Source organism: Bradyrhizobium sp. Ash2021, assembly GCF_031202265.1.
Lineage (GTDB): Bacteria > Pseudomonadota > Alphaproteobacteria > Rhizobiales > Xanthobacteraceae > Bradyrhizobium.
The window spans coordinates 7,004,573-7,027,590 of the sequence record NZ_CP100604.1 but is presented as its reverse complement, the minus strand read 5'-3'; the positions used below and the strand labels follow the sequence as shown (position 1 = coordinate 7,027,590).

The following is a 23,018-nucleotide window of genomic DNA, read 5'->3' as shown; positions in this document are numbered from 1 at the left end:
GCCTTTCCTCCCGAAAACGAGGAGCGATGGAAATGTCAGGTGAAATTCCCAACCTTGGTCCGTCGGGTCACGTCGATGATTTTACCCGGCGAAATCTGCCGCCGCAGCAGCAATGGCCGGATTTGCGGCTCGACCGGCCGGAGTTCAGGTATCCCGAATATCTCAACGCCGCGGTCGAGCTGACCGATCGGATCGTCGAGAAGGGGCTTGGCGATAACATCGCGCTCATCGGCAATGGCCGCCAGCGCACCTACAAGGAACTGGCCGACTGGTCGAACCGCCTCGCGCATGCGCTGGTGGAGAATTACGGCGTCAAGCCCGGCAACCGGGTGCTGATACGCTCCGGTAACAATCCGGCGCTGGTTGCGGCCTGGCTTGCGGCAACGAAAGCGGGCGCCGTCGTCGTCAATACCATGCCGATGCTGCGTGCCGGTGAATTGACCAAGATCGTCGACAAGGCGGAGATCGCGCTGGCGCTGACCGACAGCCGGATCGCCGATGAACTGGTGGCGTGCGCGAAAACCAGCCGGTTTCTCAAGCAGGTGGTGAATTTCGACGGCACGTCGAACCACGATGCCGAGCTCGACCGGGTGGCGCTGAACAAGCCGGTGCGGTTCGATGCCGTCAAGACCGGCCGCGATGACGTCGCGCTTCTAGGGTTTACCTCGGGCACCACAGGCGAGCCGAAGGCGACGATGCATTTCCATCGCGATCTCCTGATCGTCGCGGATGGTTATGCCAGGGAAGTGCTCAACGTCACCCAGGATGACGTCTTCGTAGGCTCGCCGCCACTCGCCTTTACGTTCGGGCTCGGCGGGCTCGCGATCTTTCCGCTGCGGTTCGGCGCCACGGCGACGCTGCTGGAAAACGCATCGCCGCCCGAAATGGTCAAGATCATCGAAACCTACAAGGCCACGATTTGCTTCACCTCGCCGACCGCCTATCGAGCGATGATGGCGGCGATGGACAACGGCGCCGATCTCTCGTCGCTGCGCCTTGCGGTTTCGGCCGGCGAGACCTTGCCGGCGCCGGTGTTTGAAGCCTGGACCCGCAAGACCGGCAAGACGATTCTCGACGGCATCGGCAGCACGGAATTGCTGCATATCTTCATTACCAACCGGGTCGGCGACGCCGTGGCGGGAACGACGGGGCGTCCGGTTTCCGGCTACGAGGCGAAGGTCGTTGACGATGACATGAACGAGGTGCCGGCGGGCACCGTCGGCAAGCTTGCGGTCCGCGGGCCGACCGGATGCCGTTATCTGGCCGACGCACGGCAGTCGAACTATGTGCGCAATGGCTGGAATCTGACGGGCGATGCGTTCGTCAGCGATGCCAACGGCCGGCTGTCGTTCGTGGCCCGCTCCGACGATATGATCATCTCCTCCGGCTACAATATCGCCGGGCCCGACGTTGAGGCCGCATTGCTGGCGCACCCGGCGGTCGCCGAATGCGGCGTGGTCGGTGCGCCCGACGAGGCGCGCGGCATGATCGTCAAAGCCTATGTGGTGCTGACGTCTGGCACCGAAGGCAATGCGGCGCTGGCGACGGATCTGCAGGACCACGTCAAGCGCGTGATCGCGCCCTATAAATATCCGCGCGCGATCGAATTCGTCGCGCAACTGCCCAAGACCCAAACCGGCAAGTTGCAGCGATTTGCGCTCCGGCAGATGGCCGCGGCCGGGACTGCGCCGGGCTCGGCGCGCGACGCCGCCGAGTGAATGTTCCAAATTGGATTGCGAAGGAGACGAGCCGGTGACATCGCCAAAAGGCCCCGCATTGACCGTGGTGCCGATCCCCAAGACCTCCGGCCTTCAGGTGCTGCAGCCGAACGGCTGGCCGACACCGAAGGGCTATGCCAACGGCATGGCGGCCGATGGCCGCCTCGTCGTGACCGGCGGCGTGATCGGCTGGGATGCGCAGGGCCATCTGCCGGACGATTTTGTCGCCCAGGTTCGTCAGACGCTAAGCAATATTTCGGTGATTCTTGCCGAAGGCGGCGCAAGCCCTAAGCATCTCGTGCGCCTGACCTGGTATGTCGTCGACATCGAGGAATATCTGGCGAACCTCAAATCCCTCGGCCGGGTCTATCGCGAAATCTTCGGCGCGCATTATCCGGCGATGGCGCTGGTTCAGGTGGTGCGTCTGGTCGAAAAGGCCGCGCGCGTCGAGATCGAGGCCACGGCGGTGGTGCCGCGCTGAAAAGGTTACGCAGCGTGCGACGGTTCGGCTTCTTCACGTGGATGACAGGCGAGTTCGGATTGCGTGCTCGTCAAGATATTGATCTATTCCGGTGTTCCCGCGCTGATCCTCGAAGGATATTCAATTGAAAGCGGTCTACACCGAACGGCATCGCAGCCACGATCCGCAGTTCTTTCTGGTGCGCGGCGTCGTCCGGCGCACCACCGAGCAGCCCGAGCGCGCAGACCGGCTGCTCAAGGGCCTTGCCGCCGGGTCCCACGATCTGGTCGAACCGACCGTGTTTGGTCAGGGGCCGCGCGCTAGAATTCATAGTCCCGAATATCTGCGCTTTCTTGCGGAGGGCTGGGAGGAATGGTCGGCGCTCGGCGATGCCGGGCCTGAGATGATCGCCAACATCCATCCGGTGCGCCAGGCCGCGACCTATCCAACCAGCATCGTCGGCAGGCTCGGCTGGCACACCGCCGATACCGGCTGTCCGATCGGTCCGGGCACCTGGGCCGGGGCCTGCGCCGCAACCGACGTCGCGGTGACGGCGGCGCAGTTGGTCATGGACGGCGAGGATGCGAGCTACGCGCTCTGCCGTCCGCCCGGCCATCATGCCTATCATGACATGGCCGGCGGTTTCTGCTTCCTCAACAACTCGGCGATCGCTGCCGCGCATCTGCGGCTCAGGCACGAACGCGTCGCCATTCTCGATGTCGACGTGCACCACGGCAATGGCACGCAGGGCATTTTCTATTCACGCGCCGATGTGCTGACCGTCTCCATCCATGCCGACCCCAAATATTACTATCCGTTCGTGTGGGGCTATGCGCATGAACGGGGCGAGGGCGCCGGTCTCGGCGCCAACTTCAATATCCCGCTGCCGATCGGAACCGGCGACGACGCGTATCTGCTGGCGCTGGACTCGGCGCGAAAGACGATCGAGGCCTTTGCGCCCGGCGCGTTGGTCGTGGCGCTTGGGCTCGACGCCTCCGAGCACGATCCGCTCAAGGGCCTTTCCATTACCACGGACGGTTTCAGCCGGATTGGCGCCGCTATCGCGCGGATGGGACTGCCGACGGTATTCGTTCAGGAGGGTGGCTATCTGTCCGATGTGCTCGGCGATAATCTCACCGCCGTCCTCGGTGGATTTCAGGGAGCCCGTTAGATGACCAAGGTATCAAAGAGCCCGCAGCGCGTCGCGGTGGCCGGGCTCGGCGCGATCGGAATCAAGATCGTTGAAGCGCTGGATCAGGGCATCGACGGATTGGTCCTCGCAGCGGTGTCGGCGCAAAATCCGGCCAAGCACCAGGAATTCCTTTCCCGCTTGAAGAAACCGCCCGCCGTCCTGCCGATCGACGGACTCTCGGATGTCGCCGACATTGTCATCGAGTGCGCGCCCAGCAAGCTGGTGCGGTCGATCGTCGCGCCCTTTGTAAGCCGTGGGAAAACCGCGATCGTGCTCAGCGCCGGCGCGCTGCTCGAGAACGAAGATTTGATCGACCTTGCGAAACAGAACGGCGGCCAGATCGTGGTGCCGACGGGGGCGCTCATTGGCCTCGACGCGGTCACCGCGGCGGCAGAGGGAAAGATTCTGTCGGTCAAAATGGTGACCCGAAAGCCGGTGACGGGCCTGGCCGGCGCGCCTTATCTGGTCGAGAACAACATCGATATCGAACGCATCAAGGAGCCGCTCAGGATTTTTCAGGGCACGGCGCGCGAGGCGGCCAAAGGCTTTCCCGCCAATCTCAACGTAGCCGTGGCGCTGTCGCTGGCCGGCCTCGGGCCTGACCGCACCACGCTGGAAATCTGGGCGGATCCGACGCTGACCCGAAACGTGCATCGGATCGAGGTGGAATCCGATTCCGCCCGTTTCTCGATGTCGATCGAGAACATCCCGTCCGAGAATCCGAAGACGGGGCGCATCACCGCGCTTTCGGTCATTGCCTATCTGCGCAAGCAGCGCTCCGCGTTGCGCGTCGGCACCTGAGTATTTGAGCCCCGCGAGGCCCCGCCCATCCGGCGCATGTGCCAGCTTGAATATTTGCTGGGCAGTACGTTGCCTAAATCTTCTGGTCGCGGATTTCACCGGGCAACCAGAGCGTGGGCGCGCTAACATTTTGGTGGGGCTGCTTGTAGGGAATGTTGCGCATGGACAGCGAGCGAAGAATATTTCCGCGGCGATACTTCGAAAACTTCCGTCAGCCACCCACGCTCATCGGATTGACCGCCGACGAGACGCTGGAGTTCGAACGGCTCGATCGTCTGTCTCCCGTCGACCATCTCGGGAATTACACATGGGACTTCGAGCGCGATCCAAAATATCGAAAACATGAAACTGGCTGGCGCCTTTGGCTTGCGGCGGAGGGCGATTGGGCGGTTGCCGTTCCCGACCGGCGCTTCTTAACTGAAACCGGTTTGAGGCGTTGGGGACGGGTTAACGAGGCATCTGCGGCATAAAGGCCTGCGATCGGGTAGCTGCTTGCTTCCAAGGCGTCGCGCGAATTTGCCCGATAGATATTGGTTCCCCTCAATCGTTGGTCGAACGTTCAAAAATGCTTTACCTACCGGAAAAACTGTCTCTGCTGGCGAGAATGAAGGAGCGAGGTTTGTCCGGCGCATTTGTTGGGCTCGTACTGGTGGCAATGGCGGGATGGGTTTATCTAGTTGGTTCGATTTTTCTGAAATGTGTGTTTGGTGTTTTTCCTGAGCAAGGAATATTTCACGACGAAATCAGGTTGATGATTTAAGGGGCGGTGGGTTGCACAAAAATTTCAGCAGGTGAACAATCTTTCGACGTCGGGAATCATGATGTCGTCACAACTTCGGAATGAAGATAAGCGTGGGCGAAACGGGACTACCACCATGCTTCCTATCCTGATCTTGTCGTCGATATTCTTTGCTGGATATGCGGTGCATTCCTGGCGGTCGCACAAACGGCGCACGCACCACGCGCCCTACCAATCGAAATCGCAGTCTCGCATGCTGGGGCCAGCGCGCCGGGCATTCTAGATATGCGAAGAGCCTGACTCGATATGCTGTCTGGCGAGGCTCGTTGATAAATGATTGTGGGGACTAATCTTGAATAGCTTTCTGACTGCGATTCTGGTGGGCGCGATAGTCGTGATTCTAGGCAGACTCCACAGCTATTATCTTGATGAGAACGAGAGAATAGCCACGGGTATGCGTACTTTGGATGATTTATTGACCAGTGGCGGGCGTGCGGCATGGGCCGGAATTGTCTACGGGTCGATGGTTCCCAAACGAGATGTCGCGAAATGACTAACTCTCTGGGTCATTCACCGCGGCGATACTTTGTCGATGGCAGCGGGCGCCGCGTGCTTATCGGTTTGACGATCGAAGAAACGCTTGAATTTGAAACACTAGACAATCTTCCGGCTCTGGATGAGACAGGCGGGCATGTTGCCCGGGATGAAAACGGAGCCCCAACCACGACCCGTGAGAAGCGCTGGCGCGAACTCTATTGCAAGCACGATATCGCCTGGATGGAGTGGAAGACGCGAGCTCAGGCGGATCGCCGTGAAGCTTCAGGATTTGTTAAATATAATTGAGCGACCTTATGTCTTGTTCCCTGTCCTCTTAGTCTGAACCCGGAATACGACAATGTTTCAGCTGCTTTTGCGGGATCGAGTACACAACTTTATCAGGGGCCGCCTGGGTGACGACGGGTTTAGGGCACGTTCGGCCGAACGGGATGCTGAGACGGATTTGGCCCGTGTCGGCTCGATTGTGACCGCGATCGAAACCGCACTGCATGCAGCAGAGAGCGAACAATCAGGCTTGAGCCGCCGGGTGGACGATGTCCTGGCACGCGCTGCGGTGACTTTCGGAAATGGAACCGACGAATATCTGGAGCGCGATGCGCTGGATAACTATCACCAGGATCTATTTGGCGCCGAGATTTTAAATGGGCAGCGTAGGCTCAAGGAACTGGCTACGGAGATTTCCCATTTCAGATCTATGAAGGCCGCCGTGCTGAGCAGGTTCCCATACTACAAGACGCCGGAACCAGGCAGAGCGTCTGAAGATTGATCAGGCGGCTCCAAACCCTTGCTGCCTCAAGGCTGCTTCATTGATCCACAACTGCCGGTTTAGCGAACGACTCCGGGTGTGATAGTTCGTTTTAGTCCCCCAAGATCCTTGCCGTCCCAAGGTCTAGCGATGGACTCTTTAGCCACACGATCTACCTCGCGCGCTCGATCTGCTTTGATTTGCTCTCTGATCGTAAGCTCGGGGGCCGGGCTGCAATCCTTGCAAGGGTCGGATGCTGCCGACGCGGGGGCCGAGCAAACGGCGAAACCCAACAATAGTAGCGTCAGTGCTCTGGCCATGGTTTGTGCATAGCAGCATTACGCCGGCTAAGCCAGCCCACTGACGCTCGGTTCACTCGGGTGCTGCAATATGGGTATCGCAGGAGCTCGGGCCGCGCACCACGCTGCAAATCAGGGCCGATCCGGCGCTGACCCGCAACGTGCATCGATTCCGCCCGCCTCTCAATGTCGATCGAGAACATCTCGTCCGAGAACCCGAAGACCGGCCGCATCACCGCGCTTTCGGTCATTGCCTATCTGCGCAAGCAGGGGCCGGCCCTGCGCGTCGGCACTCCGCCTCGCGCGGAATTATACGGCCAACAAGCGGCTGCCCTGGATCGACAGCAAGGTAAGATTGCCGGTTGCGTAGGCTCCGGTGTCGATGTTGGCTCGATTCGGCAGGACTTCGGCACTGCGAACCGGCGTATGGCCATGCACGACGTACTTTCCGAAATTTTTCTGGCTGCGGAGAAATTCCTCGCGGATCCACAACAGATCGGCTTCCTGCTGCTCCGGCAGGGGGATGCCCGGCCGGACGCCGGCATGAACGAAGAAGAAGTCTCCGCAGGTGAACGTCAGGCGCAAGCGTTGCAGAAATTCGCGATGCTGTGGGGGCATTGCGGCGGCTAGCTCCCGCACCAATTCGCGTTGTTCCTCCTCATCCGCATCCGACGACGGCGAGAGGCCGTAGGACATCAGGGTTTGTATCCCGCCAAACTGGAACCAATCGGCAATGCGCGAGGGATCGCGAAAAACGGCGCCAAGGAACGCTTCGTGGTTGCCTTTCAGGAACACCATATTTCCGCGCCGGCTGCGTTTGATCAGCAGGTCGAGCGTCCCGCGCGAGTCCGGTCCGCGATCGATATAGTCGCCGAGATACACTTCGATCGCATGACGTGGCCTGCTGTGTGCAACGTCGGCGTCGATGACCCCCAACATCTGTTCGAGCAGATGCGCGCAGCCGTGAATATCGCTGATCGCGTAGATTCGAACCCCATCCGGCAACCTTGGCTTGGCCGTCGCCTTGGTAGATCGCAGCGCTGACAACATCTGGTGTCGGATATTCCTGAAACGGTTTTGGGGTTGAAATGACAGGCACGCTTACTCGCGTCCCGAGACGGCGAACCGGGGGACGGGCACATGTTAGCCATGAAGCCAGCCAATCACGAGCCAGAGTCCCTTGCAAATGTGTTGATTATCTGCCGGTTTTGTGGACGCAACGCGAAATGGTCCGATTTGGGCAGATCGGACCTCAGCGTGTACTTTATCGAAGCTTCGGGGTTCCCAGCGAGAGACGTCGCCCGCCGGCATGAGCCGGCGTCACGGCGTGCTTGAGCAGCGCGGTGCAGAGATATCCAAGCTGCAGCAGGGTCGCAAATATTACGATCGGCACTATTGTCTGCGACAATGTGGCGCCCTGCGCATTGGAAAGTGCTGCAAAGCAGACCGCGCCGAGAACAATGACCGGGGGCAGAACGAAAAATCTGAATCGAATTCCGAGTATCGATCCAATCAACGCGCTGCAAATCGCTAGCGTAATCACGCAACCGTACTCCACATATGAATTGGAAACCGTAACGGGCGCCGCCTAAAAAATGGCTTAATTTGGCCGGTCGAATTCAGGGAAATGTCTGGCATGGGTCCTGCTGGGAATGTCGCCTTGAGGGGAATTGGACGCCACCCGATCGCCTAACGATTGCTCAGCAAACGCCGGACCAGGCAGGAAACCGGCCAAAATTGCAGCAAAATAATTCTCCTGTTGCAGCTCATTCCAGCACGCACTTTGTTCGTGCGATTTTGATTCCGCGCTCCCCGGAATTGTTGTCGGTAAAATGACGTGAGCGGGATGTGATGACGAGAATCGTGGTCTGCCTGTCCTGCAGAAATACGATGCTCTAGTTTTTGACCCAACTGCGACATTAATCTAGATACGGCATCGGTGTGGATAACGAACTCATGCGGATAGTTGTCGTTGGAACAGGATATGTGGGGCTGGTTTCGGGTGCCTGTTTCGCCGACTTCGGACGTCACGTTACCCGCGTGGAGGCGGTGAATTCGGTCAACGATGCCCGCAAGCGCGCGATGGCGCGAAAGGTTGCCGCGCCGTTCGGCGGGAATCTTCGCGGTAAAACCATTGCGGTGCTTGGCTTGACATTCAAGCCGAACACCGACGACATACGCGAGGCGCCTTCGATCCTGCTGATCACCGCACTGCAAGATATGGGCGCAACGGTGCGGGCGTTTGATCCCGTGGGTATGGAGCTCGCACGCCTCGAAATGCCGGATATTCACTACTCGGAGGATCCGTACGAATGCGCCGCCGGCGCGGACACCTTGGTCATCGTCACCGAATGGGAGCAGTTTCGAGCGCTGGATCTCGATCGGCTGAAGCGCGAGATGGCGTGCCCGGTGGTGGTGGATCTCCGCAATATCTATGATCCCAATGAGCTGACCAAGCGCGGATTCCTGTATCAAAGCATCGGGCGTGCCGCAAAGTCTGCAGCGTAGCTCGCATTTGCTGCGCTCCCGGCGTCGGCCGGGCTCCAAAGGCTCTTTCATCTTCATCGTGACAGGAAATACATGTCCAAAAGCCCTGCGATTTTGGTAACCGGGGGAGCCGGTTACATCGGAGCTCACTGTTGCAAGGCGCTGTCGGAAGCAGGCTTTGTCCCCGTCTGCTTCGACAATCTTTCAACCGGCCACCGCGATTTCGTGAAGTGGGGCCCCTTCGTCGAGGGCGACGTTGGCGATACCCAGCGATTGACTGATGCGATTGCGGCCCATCAGGTCGTGGCGGTGATGCATTTCGCGGCCTTCAGTCAGGTCGGCGAGTCGGTCGGCGATCCCCAGAAATATTATCTGAACAATGTGTGCGGGACCTTGTCGCTGTTGAAGGCGATGCTCGAACGGGGATGCAATCGCCTGGTGTTCTCGAGCACCGGGGCGGTCTACGGGAACGCCGGGCGCGATCCGATCAGCGAGGGCGCGGCCGGCGCCGTCGTCAATCCCTATGGCGCTTCGAAATGGATGATCGAGCAGATCCTTGCGGATTATCGCAGAGCCTACGGGATGAATTCGTTTTGCCTGCGTTACTTCAACGCCTGCGGCGCTGAACCATCGGGATCGATCGGTGAATTTCGAAATCCGGAGACCCACCTCATCCCACGCGCGATGATGGCGCTGCAGGGGCACGTCGATGACTTCGCGATTTTCGGAGATGACTACGAGACCCCCGATGGGACGGCCATCCGCGATTACATTCACGTCGTCGATCTGGCCGCTGCGCATGTTCGGGCGCTCAACGCCTTGTTGGACGGTTCCCGGGGCGGTCACTACAATCTTGGCACGGGTTCCGGGTTCTCGGTGCTCGAAGTGCTGGCGGCCATTGAACGTGAAACAGGCCTTAAAGTTCCCTTCGTCACGAAGGCGCGCCGCGCCGGTGATCCCCCCATCTTGGTTGCCGATCCATCGGCAGCGCAAGCGGATCTCGGCTTTCTCCCAACGTGCTCCGATCTCTCGACAATCGTGAGATCTTCCTGGATGTGGCATCAATTTGCCCATCCGAAAAGTTGACACCGAACAACCAACCTCCCCACACAATTGCGGCGTCGCAAAGATTCGTGCTGTCGCTCGTGCTCGGAAAATTATCAAATTTGTGACGCAGTTCACGAAGCTGCCTTTTTTTGGAAATCGATTGCGCATGTCGCAATCGCGTTGAACGGTTCTGCAGCACGCGGTGATCGTTTCCACATCACAATACTGCAATGCAAAATTGGATTTGATTTTTTTGGTGCGGTGCCACACTCTCGCTTGGATTGGTTAGCAGGGTCTCGAAACCTAGCCGGGAGTTTTCGGCAAAGTTTGTTCGACGACGTTCGTTTCGAATGACGCCGTTCGCGCGAATGACGTTCGCTCGAATAGTGATAGCAAGTGTTGTCGGCAGTTGCAGCGATGAAGTGAAGAGGCCTGAGATGTCTGCAGCCACATATGGTACCGAGGACGTCAATGCGACGATTGCCAGCCGCGGAACTTCCCTACAAAGACCCTTCCAGATCTTCTTCATCAGCGGCGATTTCCTGCTGATCCTCCTGAGCTATCTGGCGGCAGGCATTCTGTATCGCAAATTCCTGGGATCTCCTGCTGACCAGGAGGTTCCAATCGGTGCGGGCCTGATTGTCGGCGTGGCTTTCGTCACGATCGCGTTCTTCCAGGGTGTCTACGACGGCCATCGTTTGCTCAATGGAATCTGGCAGGCACGCAAGGTTGTCTTCGCCTGGATGCTGGCGCTGACAATTCTGGCTGTCGCCGCCTTTCTCTTGAAGTCGACGGCCAATCTGTCGCGCGGCACGACGATCTTGTTTGCGGCCACAGGTCTCGCAGGTCTGGGCGCACACCGTGCGACCTGGCGCATCGGCTTGGCGTCGTCCTTCGCCAAGGGGCATTTCATCGACCGCAGGGTTGTGCTGCTCAGCCTGAAATCGCTCGATTTCACCTCGAATCGCTTTAAGGATTTGCGCAAGCACGGCTTCCACGTCGTACGCCACGTTGTCTTGAACGCGGCACAGGATGAGGTAGCGCTCGATCTCGAGATCATGAATGTCATCCGGCAGTCACGGACCACGAATGCCGAGGAGTTCCTGCTGGCGATCGACTGGAACGAACTGCCAATGCTGCAGAAGCTGAGTCAGCATCTGCGGATGGTTCCGCAGCCGATCCGTCTGTTGCCCGATTTCCCGATCGCCGATCTGGTGTCGCGGCCGTTCCTGCCGGTCAGCGGGACCGTCGCGATCGAGATCCAGCGGCCGCCGCTGACGGTGTTCGAACGGGTTCAGAAGCGTTGCCTCGACATCGGACTTGCGTCCTTTGCGTTGCTGATGCTGGCGCCGCTGATGATCACGGCGGCGATCCTGGTCAAGCTCGATACGCCAGGCCCGATCATCTTCCGGCAGTCGCGTCGGGGCTTCAACGGCAAGCCGTTCCAGATCTGGAAGTTCCGCAGCATGACCGTGACCGAGAACGGCACCACACTCACGCAGGCCACGAAGCAGGACAAGCGGGTGACCCGGGTCGGTCGCTTCCTGCGCCAGACCAGTATCGACGAGTTGCCGCAGCTCTGGAACGTGCTGCGCGGTGAGATGTCGCTGGTCGGGCCGCGCCCGCACGCGCTCGCCCATGACAATTACTACGACCAGGTGATCAGCAAATACGTCTACCGCCACCACATGAAGCCCGGCCTGACCGGCTGGGCCCAAGCCAACGGCTTCCGTGGCGAGACGCCGACCATCGACCTGATGGAGAAGCGCGTCGAGTGCGACGTCTGGTATGTGAGCAACTGGAGCATCTGGCTCGACATCCGGATCATTTTCCGGACCGCGGTCGCGCTGATGTATCAGGAAGCCTATTGAGGCCAATCGCGCGCCGCCCCGCGAGGGCGGCGCGGTCAGATGGCTTCAGACGGCGAGCATGCTGGTGCCTTGGATCGTCATCAAAGTGAGGTTGCCGGGCGCATAGGCACCGGTGTCGATATTGGCACGGTTTTTCAGCAATTCGGGACCCCCGGGCCGTCTGGCTTCAGTTTCCGTGAACCGTCAGACACGTGATGTGGCGCGAGGCGTGGGCACGGTGGCCGATCGCGCCCGCAGGCCCTCACCACTCGTTGTCCCGTTTAATCAGGCAGTAGTTGATCAGGACGCAGGACGTACCGCGCCAACAGCGCATCGGCGCGACGCAACTCGCGCAGCCGTGCGGACTATCGCAATGAAAGACGTCCGCCGACAGCTCTGATCGCGCCGGCCTCGGTGGCCGGTTCATACAATCGGGGCTGGCTCAGTATTGAAACACCAGGTCGGGATTACGGGGGTTCAAATACCTGACGTAAGTCCGGTTCGGACCATAGGAATAATGCGGTTCGTCGCTCCTGGTGCGCGGATCAATGGTGTAGGAATAGGCCGCCTCGAGTGAGCGATGCCGAACATAAACTGCGTCCGGGCAACCGCATCGCGGACCGCAATAAGGATTCGGCCCACGATCGATCTGCAGCACGCTTGCTGCGGGGCGGGCTTTTCGCGGATGGGCGGCATAGTCGGCGGCGTGCGCCGGCATGACCGAAATGATCGCAGTCGAGGCGAGCGCAAGAAGGCCGACATAGGATCGTGACATTGCTTTTTGTTCCCCTGATTGCGAGCAACCTTAGACGCTCGCGCCTGGACGAGCAACCGGCCGGATCTTGCCGTCGGAAAGTTGAATGAAGTGTGGCGGAGATGGATCAGTAAGTCCGTCTGCGCCTTGTGCTTGTGCTGAATTCGTGGCCGTTTCGTGCCCGAATTTTAGCCGCGCAGTGTCGGAGCGAATGACGGATCGATCGATTGAACCGCATCTAGGAAAAAAGACTTGCCGATGTCTGACGCCCGCCGATAAGCCGACACGATCGCGGGTTTCAACTCGGGCCGGCGGGTCATGATCAGCTGAACGTCGTTGCGTACGAGGTCCCTGACGTCCGGAATAGCGAGCGCATCGAAGCGGCCCGCGATGTCGAGCCGCACCGGCATCAATCGCGCGTCGTTCGGCGCGGTAAAATACGTCATCTTCAGCGCCTCGACCACAACGGGATCATGCGGGTCGCGCTGGGCCTGAAGCAGCGCTAGCGCCAGCCACAGTTCGGGATTGTAAGGCGAGATCGACAGCGTCTGCCTGACCCTGCCGAGGGCGTCGGCATGCTCTGCGGATCGTACGGTTGCCGACTTTTGCCGGCCTGACTCGATCGCCTGTAGCGCGGTGATCAAGGCATGATTGCTTTCCAGCTCCGATCTGAAGGGAGAGAGCGTTGCCAGCAAGGAGGGCACGTCTCCAGCCCAGGGCGAGCGGATCTTGGCTGCATCGGCCGGAAATGCGGTGCGCTGCAGCGCCGTCATCTCCGCTATGGCAGAGGCAGTCGCATAAAATCCGATGGTCAGCGCCAATGCCGTCAGAAGGATGCGAAATCTGCTCACAGAAGTCATTCCCGATGGATTAGTTCAATGCAAAGGCCACCTAACATAAGGCCGTCGTATGGCGAGCATGCCGTCGCCTAGCGTTTCACGCCGCCGGTCCGGCCTGCAGATTGTGCAAGTCCAAGTCCGACCATCACAGCCACGATGATCTGCACCGAGGGGCTCGAGAGGCTTGAATCGAGAAAGCTCTCGCAGAGTAAAACCAGAATGCCGGCGGCCGCAGCCGATGCGAAAAAGGAGTCTCGTCCCCGCTGTACGGCGCCGCGAAAGGTAGCGAAGAAAAGCTGGACGGCGAAGCCTGCCAGGATCACAAGCGCCAATCGTCCCGACTCGATCGCGATCAAGACCGCGGTGGAAGGGGGGGCTGCCAAAGTCGTGGCGCCAAGCTCCTGATAGGCTCTCGACGTCAGCCCGAATGTTCCGACGCCATTTCCCAACCACGATGCATCAGCGTATACGCGTTCCGCCAATGCGACTGCTTCCGGGGCGAAGCTGACAAATCCAAGCAGACCCGAACCGCCGGGCTGAACGCGCGGCAGGGCGATGGCGCCGGCCATCGCCACGACAACTGCAAACAACATCGCCGACGGCCAGGAGCGAAATCCCAGGCGGCGGACGGCGGCAATGAAAACGATCACGGTCAACCCCAGGCCAGTGACTACCAACAACGCGCCGCGGGAGAAGGTCGCCATTGCAGCGAACGCTACGGCAATTCCGGACAGGCCGGAAAGAATCCCAAGCCACAGCGGGACCGAGGCCAGATTGCGGATGTCCGGCTGGTGCAGGTGTCGTTCGATTGCACGGGCAATGAGCGCGCCGTTTGTCACTACGGCGAACGCGGTTGCTGCCGGAAACGGGCTTGTGGGCCCGTCTGCATCGGCAATCATGCCCGCGAACAAATCGAGTCGACCGAGCAGGACTTGCAGCGACATGAAGGTCGTTACTGCGCACAACACAAACAAGACCGTTTCGGCCCTGTGGCGATCCTTGGTGATGATGACGGTCGACACCACCAGCGACACGTCGACCAGATAAAGAAAGAGGCCGCGCAGCGTGGCGCCGGGATCAAGGCTGATGCGGCCCGGCAGCGATGGATCGTTCAGTGCGATCGAAGTCGTCGACCAAACCGGGTTTGCAAGCGATGGAAAAGGCAGCGGCAAGGTCTGCAGCACCATCCATACGAGCGGAAGCAGGATCGCGAGTGAAAATCGTTTCAGCAACTGCGCGGTTGATGCGAGTTCGGTCTCCGCTCCCTTTGCCGCCGTAGCCAGCATGATGGCGACGACGATCGCGACCGCATGCTGCGCGAAAGCGCCGTTAGCGATTGCCAGGATCGGAGTCGCGGCCAGCAATATGGTCAGAAGAGAAGAAGCGATCGACAAAATGGGAGACTTCGAAGCAGGATTGGGATCGAGGCCGGGATGGATCTCACCGCGACGAGTGGCCGGCTGCGACTATCGCATAAGCGGACAGGCGACGCCAACGCCGTCCGCCGATCACATCGTGGCGGCTGTCTATTTCCGCTCGCACGCTCGCACCCAATGGAAAAAGTTCCCGTCGCGGCTGAATTATCGGGCGGGACAGTTTTGCGACAGGTAACCGAGAGCCGTAGGCAGTCCGGCGATCGGCACCGCTCCACGGATCGCGGTCGGCTTGGTTGCAATTTCGACCGAAAGCTCGGTTGCGCCCTGCCAGTCGCCGGTCGCAAGCTTCGACGCGTCCGCGGGCAGCAGGAGCGCCGCCCCGCCCTGGATCACGGATGCTTCGAACTCCGCCCGCTTTCCTCCTGTCATCAGCACCACGGCCGGCCGCGTCGAGCGCGACAGGGGTTCGAGAACGATGAGCACGATTTCAATACCGTCCCTCCCGCATTGCAGGCTCAAGCCCGCCAGGCGCGCATCCGATTTCGCGCTGTTGGCAACATGCATCGCTGAAATGGCGTCGGCGCCGCCGTCAGGATTTCTGCTCTTCACCAATCGCCAGCCGCCCTCGAGCTGTGTCGATTGGCTGCCGGCCTCGACCTGCCTGAAGGCCTCCTCGTCGCATCGTTGCCGCTGCTCGGGGCTGACGCCGGACGCACAATTCAACATGCCCCGACGCGGCGGCTCGGCTTGGCAGGTGCCGTCGGCTACAACCAATAGGGCAATGCAGAGCAAGGCTACACGTATCATGACAAACGCTGACGGAACTCTCACTGGAACCAGACTCTTGACGTCTTGACCCACAACTGCATCAGAAACATGATCCATTGCACCGCGCAACTTTGCTGCACGCGCCAAGAATGGACGCAGATGAATGGCTCGCGCATGGAACAAATAAAGCAAAGAGTGGGTCTCCAAACGATCAACAACTGCTGAACTGCCTGGAACTTACGCGTCGACGCGATGCAAATTAGGCACGCCTCTGGCTAATTCATGATCGCGTGAGCGGCTGCCTGTAACTGCGCTGCAACAACATCCCCTTATTCCTGGCTGCGACAACATTTCCTTATTCTGACCATCTCCTGCGGCTTCGTTGACGCCACTTCGGATCTGGTCAGGTCTGAACTTGAATGTAGTGGGGAATTAGTCTTGAGGCGCAGCGTTTTACTATGGGGAGTCTTGCTCGGCATTCTGCTGTCTTCAGCGGGGTGCGCGATCGTGCCCATGTCCGGTCCCGAAGATCACGTCATCAAGAGTGAGGTGACGCGATCGGGGCCTGAATATGGTCTCGTTAAGCTTACGCCGACGGTGGTCGATATCCTGAAGGAATATGGCCCCGGCGCAATCGCGGGGTCATTTCCCGATCACCGGCCGCCAGCAGGCATCAGGTTTGGCATTGGGGACACGGTGGCAGTGTCGATCTTCGAAGCCGCCGCGGGAGGCTTGTTTATCCCGGCAGAGGCCGGCGTGCGGCCCGGTAACTTCGTGGCCTTGCCAAACCAAAACGTTGACTTGAACGGGTTCATTACGGTTCCCTACGCGGGCGAGGTGAAGGCCAACGGTCGCACCCCGGTCGAGATCCAGAAGGACATCGTGAAGGCGATCGGAAACCGCGCCATCGAGCCGCAGGTGGTGGTGTCCCTGATCACGCAAAACACCTCGCTTGTTAGCGTGCTGGGCGAAGTGAGATCGCCAGCCCGTCTGACGGCGAATGCGGCCGGCGAGCGGGTCCTTGACTTGATTGCGCGCGCCGGCGGCCTGACCGGGCCGGGCTGGGAGAGTTGGGTGACGCTGGAGCGCGCCGGCAAGCGTGCCACGGTTCCATTCGGAGCCTTGGTATATCAGCCGGCCAACAACATCTGGGTCCATCCCGGCGACACCATCTATGTCTACCGCGAACCGCAAGTCTTCCTCGCCTTTGGGGCGTTCACGATCGGAGGAAGTTTTGGAGGACAGGCTCAGTTCCCGTTCGATATGTGGAAGATCACCATGGCGCAGGCAATGGCCAAGGCTGGCGGCCTGATTGATGCACAGGCCGAACCCGCGGGCGTCTATGTCTATCGGCGCGAGCCGCGCGAGTTGGCGGAACGACTGGGCGTCGACTGCTCCAAATTCGTCGGGCCGCTGGTGCCCGTGGTCTATAACGCCGACTTCCGGGATCCGGCCGCCTTCTTCCTCGCAAGCAAGTTTGAAATGCGGGACAAGGACGTGCTGTTTGCCGCGAACGCCGCCATCGTCGACACGGCAAAGTTCCTGCAATTCGCCCGGCTGGTGATCGGCACCGCCAACGACACGATCGTCACCGCGAACAACGCGCAGATCCTGAGGATCAGCACGCGCCAGTGACGGATCCTAGGACCAGGACGCTTGGCACGCACCTTCGGCTCAGCGCCCTGGCCTGAATTCATGGGAGCCGACGCCGGGGATCGATACGATCGGGTCCTGGGTACGCCATGCCCGATCAAGCTGAAGGCGGGAATCCGGCCGCCTATTGCGGGTTCCGCCATGGACTGCTCGCGGATCGATCCCAGGATCGCCCAGGACTTTGGCGGCTTCTCGAAGTGTCGCTGATCGCGCCGCCCTGACGGATGGCGCTCCAATACGCGCCGAACCGCATCGGTCGGTCGGTCGGTGCACAGCCGAGCACCGCGCCGATCGAGGCATGTGACGCCTTCACACGCTGATCCCCTCCGCCCAAACGCGTTCGGCGTTTGGCGCGGAGGAGGGGCCGGCACGCCTTCGCCGGATCACGCCTTAGTCGATATATCCGTACCTCTTGTAGTACCGATTGCGGTAGTAGCCCGCGCTGTAGATATCGTAGCGGCTCATCACCGCCATGTTCACCTTGTTGAGGACGGCGCCAAGCAAGCGTTCGCGGACGACCGGGGTTTCGTTGAGCACGCGTTCCACGATATCGACCTTGGCCTTGGCCCATTCGATGACGAGAACGTACGAGTCCGCCAGCGCACCGGTGGCCCGAACATCGATCACCGGCGCGAGCGGGCTGAGGTCGAGAACGATGCGGTCATAGTGCTCGCGCAGATGCTGGAACAATCGTTCCATTTGGGGCGAGGCCAGCACGTCGCTGGAATTGGAAAAACGCGAGGTTACGACGCAGGGCAGGAAATGCAGATTAGTCTGCGGATCAATCCAGACCGCGTCCATCCAATCAAGCCTGCCAAGGACGACATCGACCAAGCCGGCCTGCGCCGAGGGCGCCAGCCTCGCCGTGAGGCTCGGATTGCGGATGTCGCCGTCGATCAGGAGGGTACGGGACCCGCCTTGGGCCACGGTTTGAGCCAGCGCCTCGCTGATTGTGGACTTCCCTTCATTGGGAAGTCCAGAGGTGATGCCGATGACCTTGTTGGACGATCCGTAATTGCTGAGGTCGCATGCGAGCTTGATCGAGCGAAAGCCCTCGGCAAAACGCGAGAAGGGCGAATTGATCGCGTATCTGCCGACGCTGTTGGCGGCAGTCAGCAGACGGTCGCGATGCGGCTGCGGGTGATTGCCACCGAGTTCGGAGTTTCGCAGCGGCAGACCCGGAGCCGTGGCGCCGATCGGCCTTGGTGCCACCGGTTGGGGTCTCTCCGGCCGCCTGTTGAACAACCTTCCCGCTTTGGATAGCAGAGGGTGCCCGGCTATTCCCACGCTCTGCTCGCTGCCGATTGCCGGAATCGAAGCGATACAGCTGGTGTGAAGAAGCTGCTCCACCTGGGACACCGTTCGGAACACGCGGTCCATCATGTCGAGCAGGACGGCGACGAGCCCGGCAAGGATTGCGCCGCCGATCAGCGTGGCCAGCAGAACGAGCGTCGTCTTGGGCGACGTCTTGTTGGGAGCGTTGGACGCCTGCGTGATCACACGCGCTTCAGTGATCGGAAACGATTGCTGCTGAACCGAGACCATGTAGAGCTGTAGGAAGTTGTCGGAGAGCGCGCGGGCGCTCTGCGCATTGCTATCCAGATCGCGCAAGGCGATCTGCGCCTGGTTGGTGCCGTTGGATAACGCGATCGTATCGTTCAGGCTCTTCTGACCGGATTCCTCGCGTGCTTTCGCAATCGCGAGGTCGCTCTTGTAGACCTCGGCCGTGCGCCGCAACTCCTCGGTGATCGAATGCCTGATTTCGCGCATCTGGTTGCGCAGATTGACGACCGCAAGGTGGGTCGGGCCGTATCGATTCGACCAGTCGGCCTGGCGCGCCGCATAATCGAGATAGGTCTGACGCAACTTGGTGATCACCGGATTGTTCATGGTGTCGGTCACGGTCGCCAGGTCGTTCAGGATGACCTTGGAGTCGTTGTCGTCCGCATTCAGAATGGACGTGATCCGTTCAAGCTTGGCCTGCGCCTCGGCGCGCTGAGCGCGGGCCTGCGTCAGCGAACTGTTGATCTCCGCCAGCTGTTGCTCGGTAAGGAGGCGCCCGCCGGCATCGACGATGTTGTTCTTGGCCTTGAAGTCGACGACCGCGCGTTCGGCGGTGGAAGCCTGCTCCCGCAGTTCCTTCAATCGATCCTGCAGCCAGACCGCGGCCCGCCGCGACGCCTGATATTTCGATTCCAGCGAATCGACGATGTACCCTTCGGCCACCGCATTGGCGACCCGCGCAGCCTGGTCAGGCGAAAGCGACTGATAGGAGATCTCGATGACATAGCTCAGGCCGACGCGCTTGATCGAGAGATTGCTTGTCAACTTGCCGATCGCGATCCGCATCAAAGCGGCTTCGGACGGATGCGATTCCGGAAACATCCAGGAAAACAGGTCGGAGACGCTGGAGAGCAGTCCACGTTCATTGCCGGTGAATTCAGGCGAATCAAGCAGATGCAGATCCTTGATGACGGATGCCGCAATGGTCTCCGACTTGAGGACTTCGACCTGGCTGTCGACCATCGCCGAATCGATCGGACTGTCGCCGCCTGCCGGCGCCTGGGTCTGCAGGCCCTGCATCTTGCGGCTGTCGATCAGGAGTACGGCGGTGCCGGTATATCGCTTCGGGGCCGTCAACAAATAGACGCCGGCCAGGCCAATGCACAGGCACATCACGAAGATCATCACGGGGTACTGGCGGCCAATAAGCGCGACCGCAGAAGAAATCGTCTGCTCCAGAGAAGCCGACTCTTGTGCGGGAGATTCGATCTCGCGAGGGGGTGTGATTCGAGTTTGGAGCATCCGGCTCGTCTACCTGACCTGGGTTCGTGGATTGTGCCGTGTCGGAGCAAGCTGAGACGCATCAGCCCTGAGCGCATCAGCGAACCGAACGTGCCAAATAAATGTGTCAGGAAGAGTGCGGTGCATCATATATCTCCGGAACCCGCCTGAGATCGCGAACCCGAGGAGGAATTGGCAACGTGTACCGGTTCAGGACGACAACGCTTGGTTAAGTGCGGTCCCGTCTAGATCCTGCCACAGCAATTCCCATGCCGGTCAGCGGCGATATCGCGAGCGATAAGCTGGACATCTGCAACAAGAAATCGACAAGACAATGGAAGGCGGCCAGCAAACCGATACGGAGCGATCGCGATCGGCAACGCTTGTTCCCATTTTCGCGCCATTTTGCCTCGACCGATGACAGATATGGCAGGCACCCTGCCCATAGTCACCAAGATTGCGAAGGGAGCGCCCATTTCGACGACAACCTCGAACACCCAATGTGCGCCCGTTCCCAAGTTCCAAAGGCGGGAATGGGAACTTTCAGCGGGGTCGTTTGGAAATATCCAGCGAAAGGTGCCGGCATCGGTGCCGAGCCAGGGATGTTCCTTCAGACACCCGCCCGAAGCCGACCCCGATCGTCAATCAAAGTCTTTCACACGGGACTCGTGCTTCCACTCGTCCAGCGAGCTTACCACGTCGTATTCGAACCTAAACCCGCTGGCGACCAGGCGCTTCGGCAGGATGTTCGTGGAGAACCATAATTTCCGGATGCGGTCGCGATTGATCCCGGTCTTGATGCCGACCTTGTGCAGCATCTCGAACGGAAGGACCGCGAGATTCATGAACCAGACCGGTATGGTCCGCGTCGGCTTCCTGTAGCCGGCTGCTTGAGAGAAGGCCGCGCAGATCTCGCTGATCGTGTAGCGGTGCTCGTAGCAGAAATTGTAGATCGATACGCCGTCGTTGCGAGCCGCCATGAAAAGCATCGACGAGACCAGGTCCTTCACATAGCCGCATGATTTGATCGTGTCGCTTCGGCCGGGATAGACGAAAGCCCGTCTTTCCAGCAGTCTCGACAGCCGCGTGAAATTCCCCTGCTCGTAAAGGCCGTAGATAACGGCGGGGCGAACGATCGTGAGCCGCCTCGCCGGGTCCTCCGATTGCCACAGCAGATGGATGGCTTCGGCCGAGAGCTTGGAACGCCCGTAGGCACTGACCGGCGCGGGCTGCGAATCCTCGTCGAGCGGCGCTTCGCTCGGACCGTAGATCGATATCGAACTGGTGAAGGTGATGTTCCGGCTGCCGGTTTCCTTGGCAAAGCGGCACACGTTCACCGCACCGAGGACGTTGGTGTAGTAATAATCGCCCTCCGGGTGGCCCGGCGTGGTGTGGATTGCCGCCAGATTGAAAATGTCGGCGGGCGCTCCTCGTGCGTGCTTTGGGTCGACGGGCTCGCGGATATCGTGATGGACATATTCGACGCCGGCAACCTGGGTCCTCGGCTTGCCGATATCGAGGGCGACGATCCGATGGTAGCTTCCGGACGCGAGGAGCCGGTTCATCAGATGTGTTCCGATGAAGCCGGCACCTCCGAATACGAAGGCCTGAGTGGGGCTGGACATGCGGCTCAAGGCTCGATTCGAGTGAAGGTGCTGAATTCGGTGCGGTAGATTTCCACCACGTGGGACCTCGCAAGGACTGCGGTTGGTGTTGCACGCGCCATCAATATAACTCGCGGTACTCGTAGCGGAATGAGGTCGAACCCGCAGAGATGCCGAGGATCCTTTGCAACTTCTGATAGCCGCTCAGCGCAACCGTGATGCAGTCCGAGCTGCCGACATAGCAGACCTGAACGTTGATGGATTGGCCGCAAGTGTTGTTCACGGTCACGATCTGATCGATGATCTTCGGATTGATGATTTGCGGACGCGTAGATGGATGGACCGATATGCAGGCCGTTCCGTCCGCCGACTTATGGCTGGGGGCATATGTACCCTTCATCGGTGGGAAAGGATTCGCTGGCGTCGGCGACACGCCGGTTCCTCCGTACATTGGCGCCGATGATCTTCCGTAGCCGACGACCTGAGCCTGCGCTCCCGATGCGAGAACCAGGGTGCCGAGCGCCAAGCTGCAAGTCATGCGGCTGACGTGGCCGAAATGGCGTGACGTGTAATCGTGGTTCATGCGATCTGCCAGGGCTAGCTGAATCGGCCTCTAGGGCTCGCTGCCGGTCTCGAGAATCTCGATCAGGCCGAAACCGGAAACGTGGTGAAACGAGACTTTCTGGCCGCCGAACAGGACCGCCGGCGCCGGCGCGCTGACCGGCACGATCTCGATCCCGGATGCGGCCAGCGCACCCAGCGCCTGTTCGGCGTCGGGGCATGCGTAGCACAGGTGATAGATCATGGTGCCGTTTCGCTTGATCAGCTTGTCGATCGGCGAAGGACCGTCGCCGGGCCAGATCACTTCGACGTCCGGCATCACGGGGTGATGCCGCATGGCGAGGTTAACCTGCTGTATCGGGTCGAAAACGGTGTTTCCCGCGGTGTAGCCGAGTGACGCAAGGTAACGAAAGGCTTCCTCCGGGGATGCGACCGCAAGCCCGAGGTGATGGAAAGCCAATGCCGCCGATGCCGGCGCGATGTCGTTCGCTGCGCGGTTCACGTCCTCTTACGCTTTCTTCTCGATCAGATCGGCGAACTCGCCGACATTTTTGAGACTTCCGATCTCGGACGCGGAAAATTTCACGCCGAAGGCCTTGGAGACAGCCAGCACAAGACGGATATGGGACAGGCTGTCCCAGCCGTCGACGTCGTCGGTGGTGGTCTGCGGCGAGAGGGCCAGATCGTCCTCGTCGAATACGTCCCGAAAAACACCGGTGAGCTTGCTGTAGACTTCGGCCTTTTCCATTGCGTCATCCTTTGTCGACTGTGTTGGCGGTGCCG

At 60.1% G+C, this 23,018-nt stretch carries 21 protein-coding genes and 3 pseudogenes; 12 read left to right on the top strand and 12 right to left on the bottom strand.

Going from position 1 to position 23,018, the window contains the following annotated elements:
- The first annotated feature begins 32 nt into the window (after positions 1–32).
- The 8 genes and pseudogenes from NL528_RS33910 to NL528_RS33875 all read left to right on the top strand — a co-directional run.
- Positions 33–1,718 carry a benzoate-CoA ligase family protein gene (locus tag NL528_RS33910; RefSeq protein WP_309178716.1) on the top strand — a complete coding sequence of 562 codons (1,686 nt, stop codon included), beginning with the start codon at positions 33–35 and terminating at the stop codon, positions 1,716–1,718.
- A gap of 34 nt (positions 1,719–1,752) precedes the next feature.
- Positions 1,753–2,199 carry a RidA family protein gene (locus tag NL528_RS33905; protein WP_309178715.1) on the top strand — a complete coding sequence of 149 codons (447 nt, stop codon included), beginning with the start codon at positions 1,753–1,755 and terminating at the stop codon, positions 2,197–2,199.
- 124 nt (positions 2,200–2,323) lie between these two features.
- The gene (locus NL528_RS33900) at positions 2,324–3,349 is read left to right on the top strand and encodes a histone deacetylase family protein (RefSeq protein WP_309178714.1); all 1,026 of its coding nucleotides are present in this window, start codon (positions 2,324–2,326) and stop codon (positions 3,347–3,349) included.
- On the top strand, positions 3,350–4,171 hold the full coding sequence (locus NL528_RS33895) for an aspartate dehydrogenase (protein WP_309178713.1): 822 nt from the start codon (positions 3,350–3,352) through the stop codon (positions 4,169–4,171).
- 161 nt (positions 4,172–4,332) lie between these two features.
- Complete coding sequence (locus tag NL528_RS33890; protein WP_309178712.1) at positions 4,333–4,641, top strand: hypothetical protein; 309 nt, start codon at positions 4,333–4,335, stop codon at positions 4,639–4,641.
- Positions 4,642–5,459: 818 nt separating this feature from the next.
- Positions 5,460–5,753: a hypothetical protein gene (locus NL528_RS33885; protein ID WP_309178710.1), complete on the top strand. Its 294-nt coding sequence runs from the start codon at positions 5,460–5,462 to the stop codon at positions 5,751–5,753.
- 52 nt (positions 5,754–5,805) lie between these two features.
- Complete coding sequence (locus NL528_RS33880; protein ID WP_309178709.1) at positions 5,806–6,234, top strand: hypothetical protein; 429 nt, start codon at positions 5,806–5,808, stop codon at positions 6,232–6,234.
- Between the two features lie 385 nt (positions 6,235–6,619).
- Positions 6,620–6,806: pseudogene (locus tag NL528_RS33875) on the top strand (aspartate dehydrogenase); the annotation flags it as partial.
- A 15-nt stretch (positions 6,807–6,821) separates the two neighbouring features.
- On the opposite strand, the gene NL528_RS33870 reads toward NL528_RS33875, so the two are convergent.
- Both NL528_RS33870 and NL528_RS33865 read right to left on the bottom strand, forming a co-directional pair.
- A complete protein-coding gene (locus tag NL528_RS33870; RefSeq protein WP_309178708.1) occupies positions 6,822–7,562 on the bottom strand; it encodes a metallophosphoesterase family protein in 741 nt (246 codons plus the stop codon).
- Between the two features lie 214 nt (positions 7,563–7,776).
- Complete coding sequence (locus NL528_RS33865; protein WP_309178707.1) at positions 7,777–7,905, bottom strand: hypothetical protein; 129 nt, start codon at positions 7,903–7,905, stop codon at positions 7,777–7,779.
- A 539-nt stretch (positions 7,906–8,444) separates the two neighbouring features.
- On the opposite strand from NL528_RS33865, the pseudogene NL528_RS33860 reads away from it, so the two are divergent.
- The 3 genes and pseudogenes from NL528_RS33860 to NL528_RS33850 form a co-directional block, all read left to right on the top strand.
- Positions 8,445–9,020, top strand: a pseudogene (locus tag NL528_RS33860) (UDP binding domain-containing protein); the annotation flags it as partial.
- A 72-nt stretch (positions 9,021–9,092) separates the two neighbouring features.
- Positions 9,093–10,085: a UDP-glucose 4-epimerase GalE gene (galE, locus tag NL528_RS33855; RefSeq protein ID WP_309178705.1), complete on the top strand. Its 993-nt coding sequence runs from the start codon at positions 9,093–9,095 to the stop codon at positions 10,083–10,085.
- 398 nt (positions 10,086–10,483) lie between these two features.
- Positions 10,484–11,917 carry an undecaprenyl-phosphate glucose phosphotransferase gene (locus tag NL528_RS33850; RefSeq protein WP_309178704.1) on the top strand — a complete coding sequence of 478 codons (1,434 nt, stop codon included), beginning with the start codon at positions 10,484–10,486 and terminating at the stop codon, positions 11,915–11,917.
- Positions 11,918–11,962: 45 nt separating this feature from the next.
- Here NL528_RS33850 and NL528_RS33845 read toward each other — a convergent pair.
- The 5 genes and pseudogenes from NL528_RS33845 to NL528_RS33825 form a co-directional block, all read right to left on the bottom strand.
- Positions 11,963–12,061, bottom strand: a pseudogene (locus tag NL528_RS33845) (serine/threonine protein phosphatase); the annotation flags it as partial.
- A gap of 277 nt (positions 12,062–12,338) precedes the next feature.
- Positions 12,339–12,671, bottom strand: coding sequence for a hypothetical protein (locus NL528_RS33840; RefSeq protein WP_309178703.1), 333 nt, complete (start codon positions 12,669–12,671; stop codon positions 12,339–12,341).
- Between the two features lie 167 nt (positions 12,672–12,838).
- Positions 12,839–13,501, bottom strand: coding sequence for a hypothetical protein (locus NL528_RS33835; RefSeq protein ID WP_309178702.1), 663 nt, complete (start codon positions 13,499–13,501; stop codon positions 12,839–12,841).
- 77 nt (positions 13,502–13,578) lie between these two features.
- On the bottom strand, positions 13,579–14,883 hold the full coding sequence (locus NL528_RS33830; protein ID WP_309178701.1) for a hypothetical protein: 1,305 nt from the start codon (positions 14,881–14,883) through the stop codon (positions 13,579–13,581).
- A gap of 186 nt (positions 14,884–15,069) precedes the next feature.
- Complete coding sequence (locus tag NL528_RS33825; protein WP_309178700.1) at positions 15,070–15,591, bottom strand: hypothetical protein; 522 nt, start codon at positions 15,589–15,591, stop codon at positions 15,070–15,072.
- Positions 15,592–16,230: 639 nt separating this feature from the next.
- On the opposite strand from NL528_RS33825, the gene NL528_RS33820 reads away from it, so the two are divergent.
- Positions 16,231–17,268 (top strand): polysaccharide biosynthesis/export family protein, encoded by a 1,038-nt coding sequence (locus NL528_RS33820; RefSeq protein ID WP_309178699.1) that lies wholly within the window; start codon positions 16,231–16,233, stop codon positions 17,266–17,268.
- A 408-nt stretch (positions 17,269–17,676) separates the two neighbouring features.
- On the opposite strand, the gene NL528_RS33815 is transcribed toward NL528_RS33820, so the two are convergent.
- The 5 genes from NL528_RS33815 to NL528_RS33795 all read right to left on the bottom strand — a co-directional run bounded on the left by NL528_RS33815 (position 17,677) and on the right by NL528_RS33795 (position 22,983).
- A complete protein-coding gene (locus NL528_RS33815) occupies positions 17,677–19,974 on the bottom strand; it encodes a polysaccharide biosynthesis tyrosine autokinase (protein ID WP_309185113.1) in 2,298 nt (765 codons plus the stop codon).
- A gap of 737 nt (positions 19,975–20,711) precedes the next feature.
- The gene (locus tag NL528_RS33810; RefSeq protein WP_309178698.1) at positions 20,712–21,635 is read right to left on the bottom strand and encodes an NAD(P)-dependent oxidoreductase; all 924 of its coding nucleotides are present in this window, start codon (positions 21,633–21,635) and stop codon (positions 20,712–20,714) included.
- A 160-nt stretch (positions 21,636–21,795) separates the two neighbouring features.
- A complete protein-coding gene (locus tag NL528_RS33805; RefSeq protein ID WP_309178696.1) occupies positions 21,796–22,200 on the bottom strand; it encodes a hypothetical protein in 405 nt (134 codons plus the stop codon).
- 87 nt (positions 22,201–22,287) lie between these two features.
- A complete protein-coding gene (locus NL528_RS33800) occupies positions 22,288–22,737 on the bottom strand; it encodes a VOC family protein (RefSeq protein ID WP_309178694.1) in 450 nt (149 codons plus the stop codon).
- A 6-nt stretch (positions 22,738–22,743) separates the two neighbouring features.
- Complete coding sequence (locus tag NL528_RS33795) at positions 22,744–22,983, bottom strand: acyl carrier protein (RefSeq protein ID WP_309178692.1); 240 nt, start codon at positions 22,981–22,983, stop codon at positions 22,744–22,746.
- Positions 22,984–23,018 lie beyond the last annotated feature (35 nt).

Bases quoted from the DNA above. Each gene is read 5' to 3' on its own strand.
- NL528_RS33890 (WP_309178712.1), top strand. From the start codon at position 4,333: ATGGACAGCGAGCGAAGAATATTTCCGCGGCGATACTTCGAAAACTTC.
- NL528_RS33840 (WP_309178703.1), bottom strand. From the start codon at position 12,671: ATGTCACGATCCTATGTCGGCCTTCTTGCGCTCGCCTCGACTGCGATC.
- NL528_RS33885 (WP_309178710.1), top strand. From the start codon at position 5,460: ATGACTAACTCTCTGGGTCATTCACCGCGGCGATACTTTGTCGATGGC.
- NL528_RS33810 (WP_309178698.1), bottom strand. From the start codon at position 21,635: ATGAACCGGCTCCTCGCGTCCGGAAGCTACCATCGGATCGTCGCCCTC.
- NL528_RS33850 (WP_309178704.1), top strand. From the start codon at position 10,484: ATGTCTGCAGCCACATATGGTACCGAGGACGTCAATGCGACGATTGCC.
- NL528_RS33910 (WP_309178716.1), top strand. From the start codon at position 33: ATGTCAGGTGAAATTCCCAACCTTGGTCCGTCGGGTCACGTCGATGAT.
- galE (WP_309178705.1), top strand. From the start codon at position 9,093: ATGTCCAAAAGCCCTGCGATTTTGGTAACCGGGGGAGCCGGTTACATC.
- NL528_RS33795 (WP_309178692.1), bottom strand. From the start codon at position 22,983: ATGGAAAAGGCCGAAGTCTACAGCAAGCTCACCGGTGTTTTTCGGGAC.
- NL528_RS33825 (WP_309178700.1), bottom strand. From the start codon at position 15,591: ATGTTGAATTGTGCGTCCGGCGTCAGCCCCGAGCAGCGGCAACGATGC.
- NL528_RS33895 (WP_309178713.1), top strand. From the start codon at position 3,350: ATGACCAAGGTATCAAAGAGCCCGCAGCGCGTCGCGGTGGCCGGGCTC.
- NL528_RS33880 (WP_309178709.1), top strand. From the start codon at position 5,806: ATGTTTCAGCTGCTTTTGCGGGATCGAGTACACAACTTTATCAGGGGC.
- NL528_RS33870 (WP_309178708.1), bottom strand. From the start codon at position 7,562: ATGTTGTCAGCGCTGCGATCTACCAAGGCGACGGCCAAGCCAAGGTTG.
- NL528_RS33815 (WP_309185113.1), bottom strand. From the start codon at position 19,974: ATGATCTTCGTGATGTGCCTGTGCATTGGCCTGGCCGGCGTCTATTTG.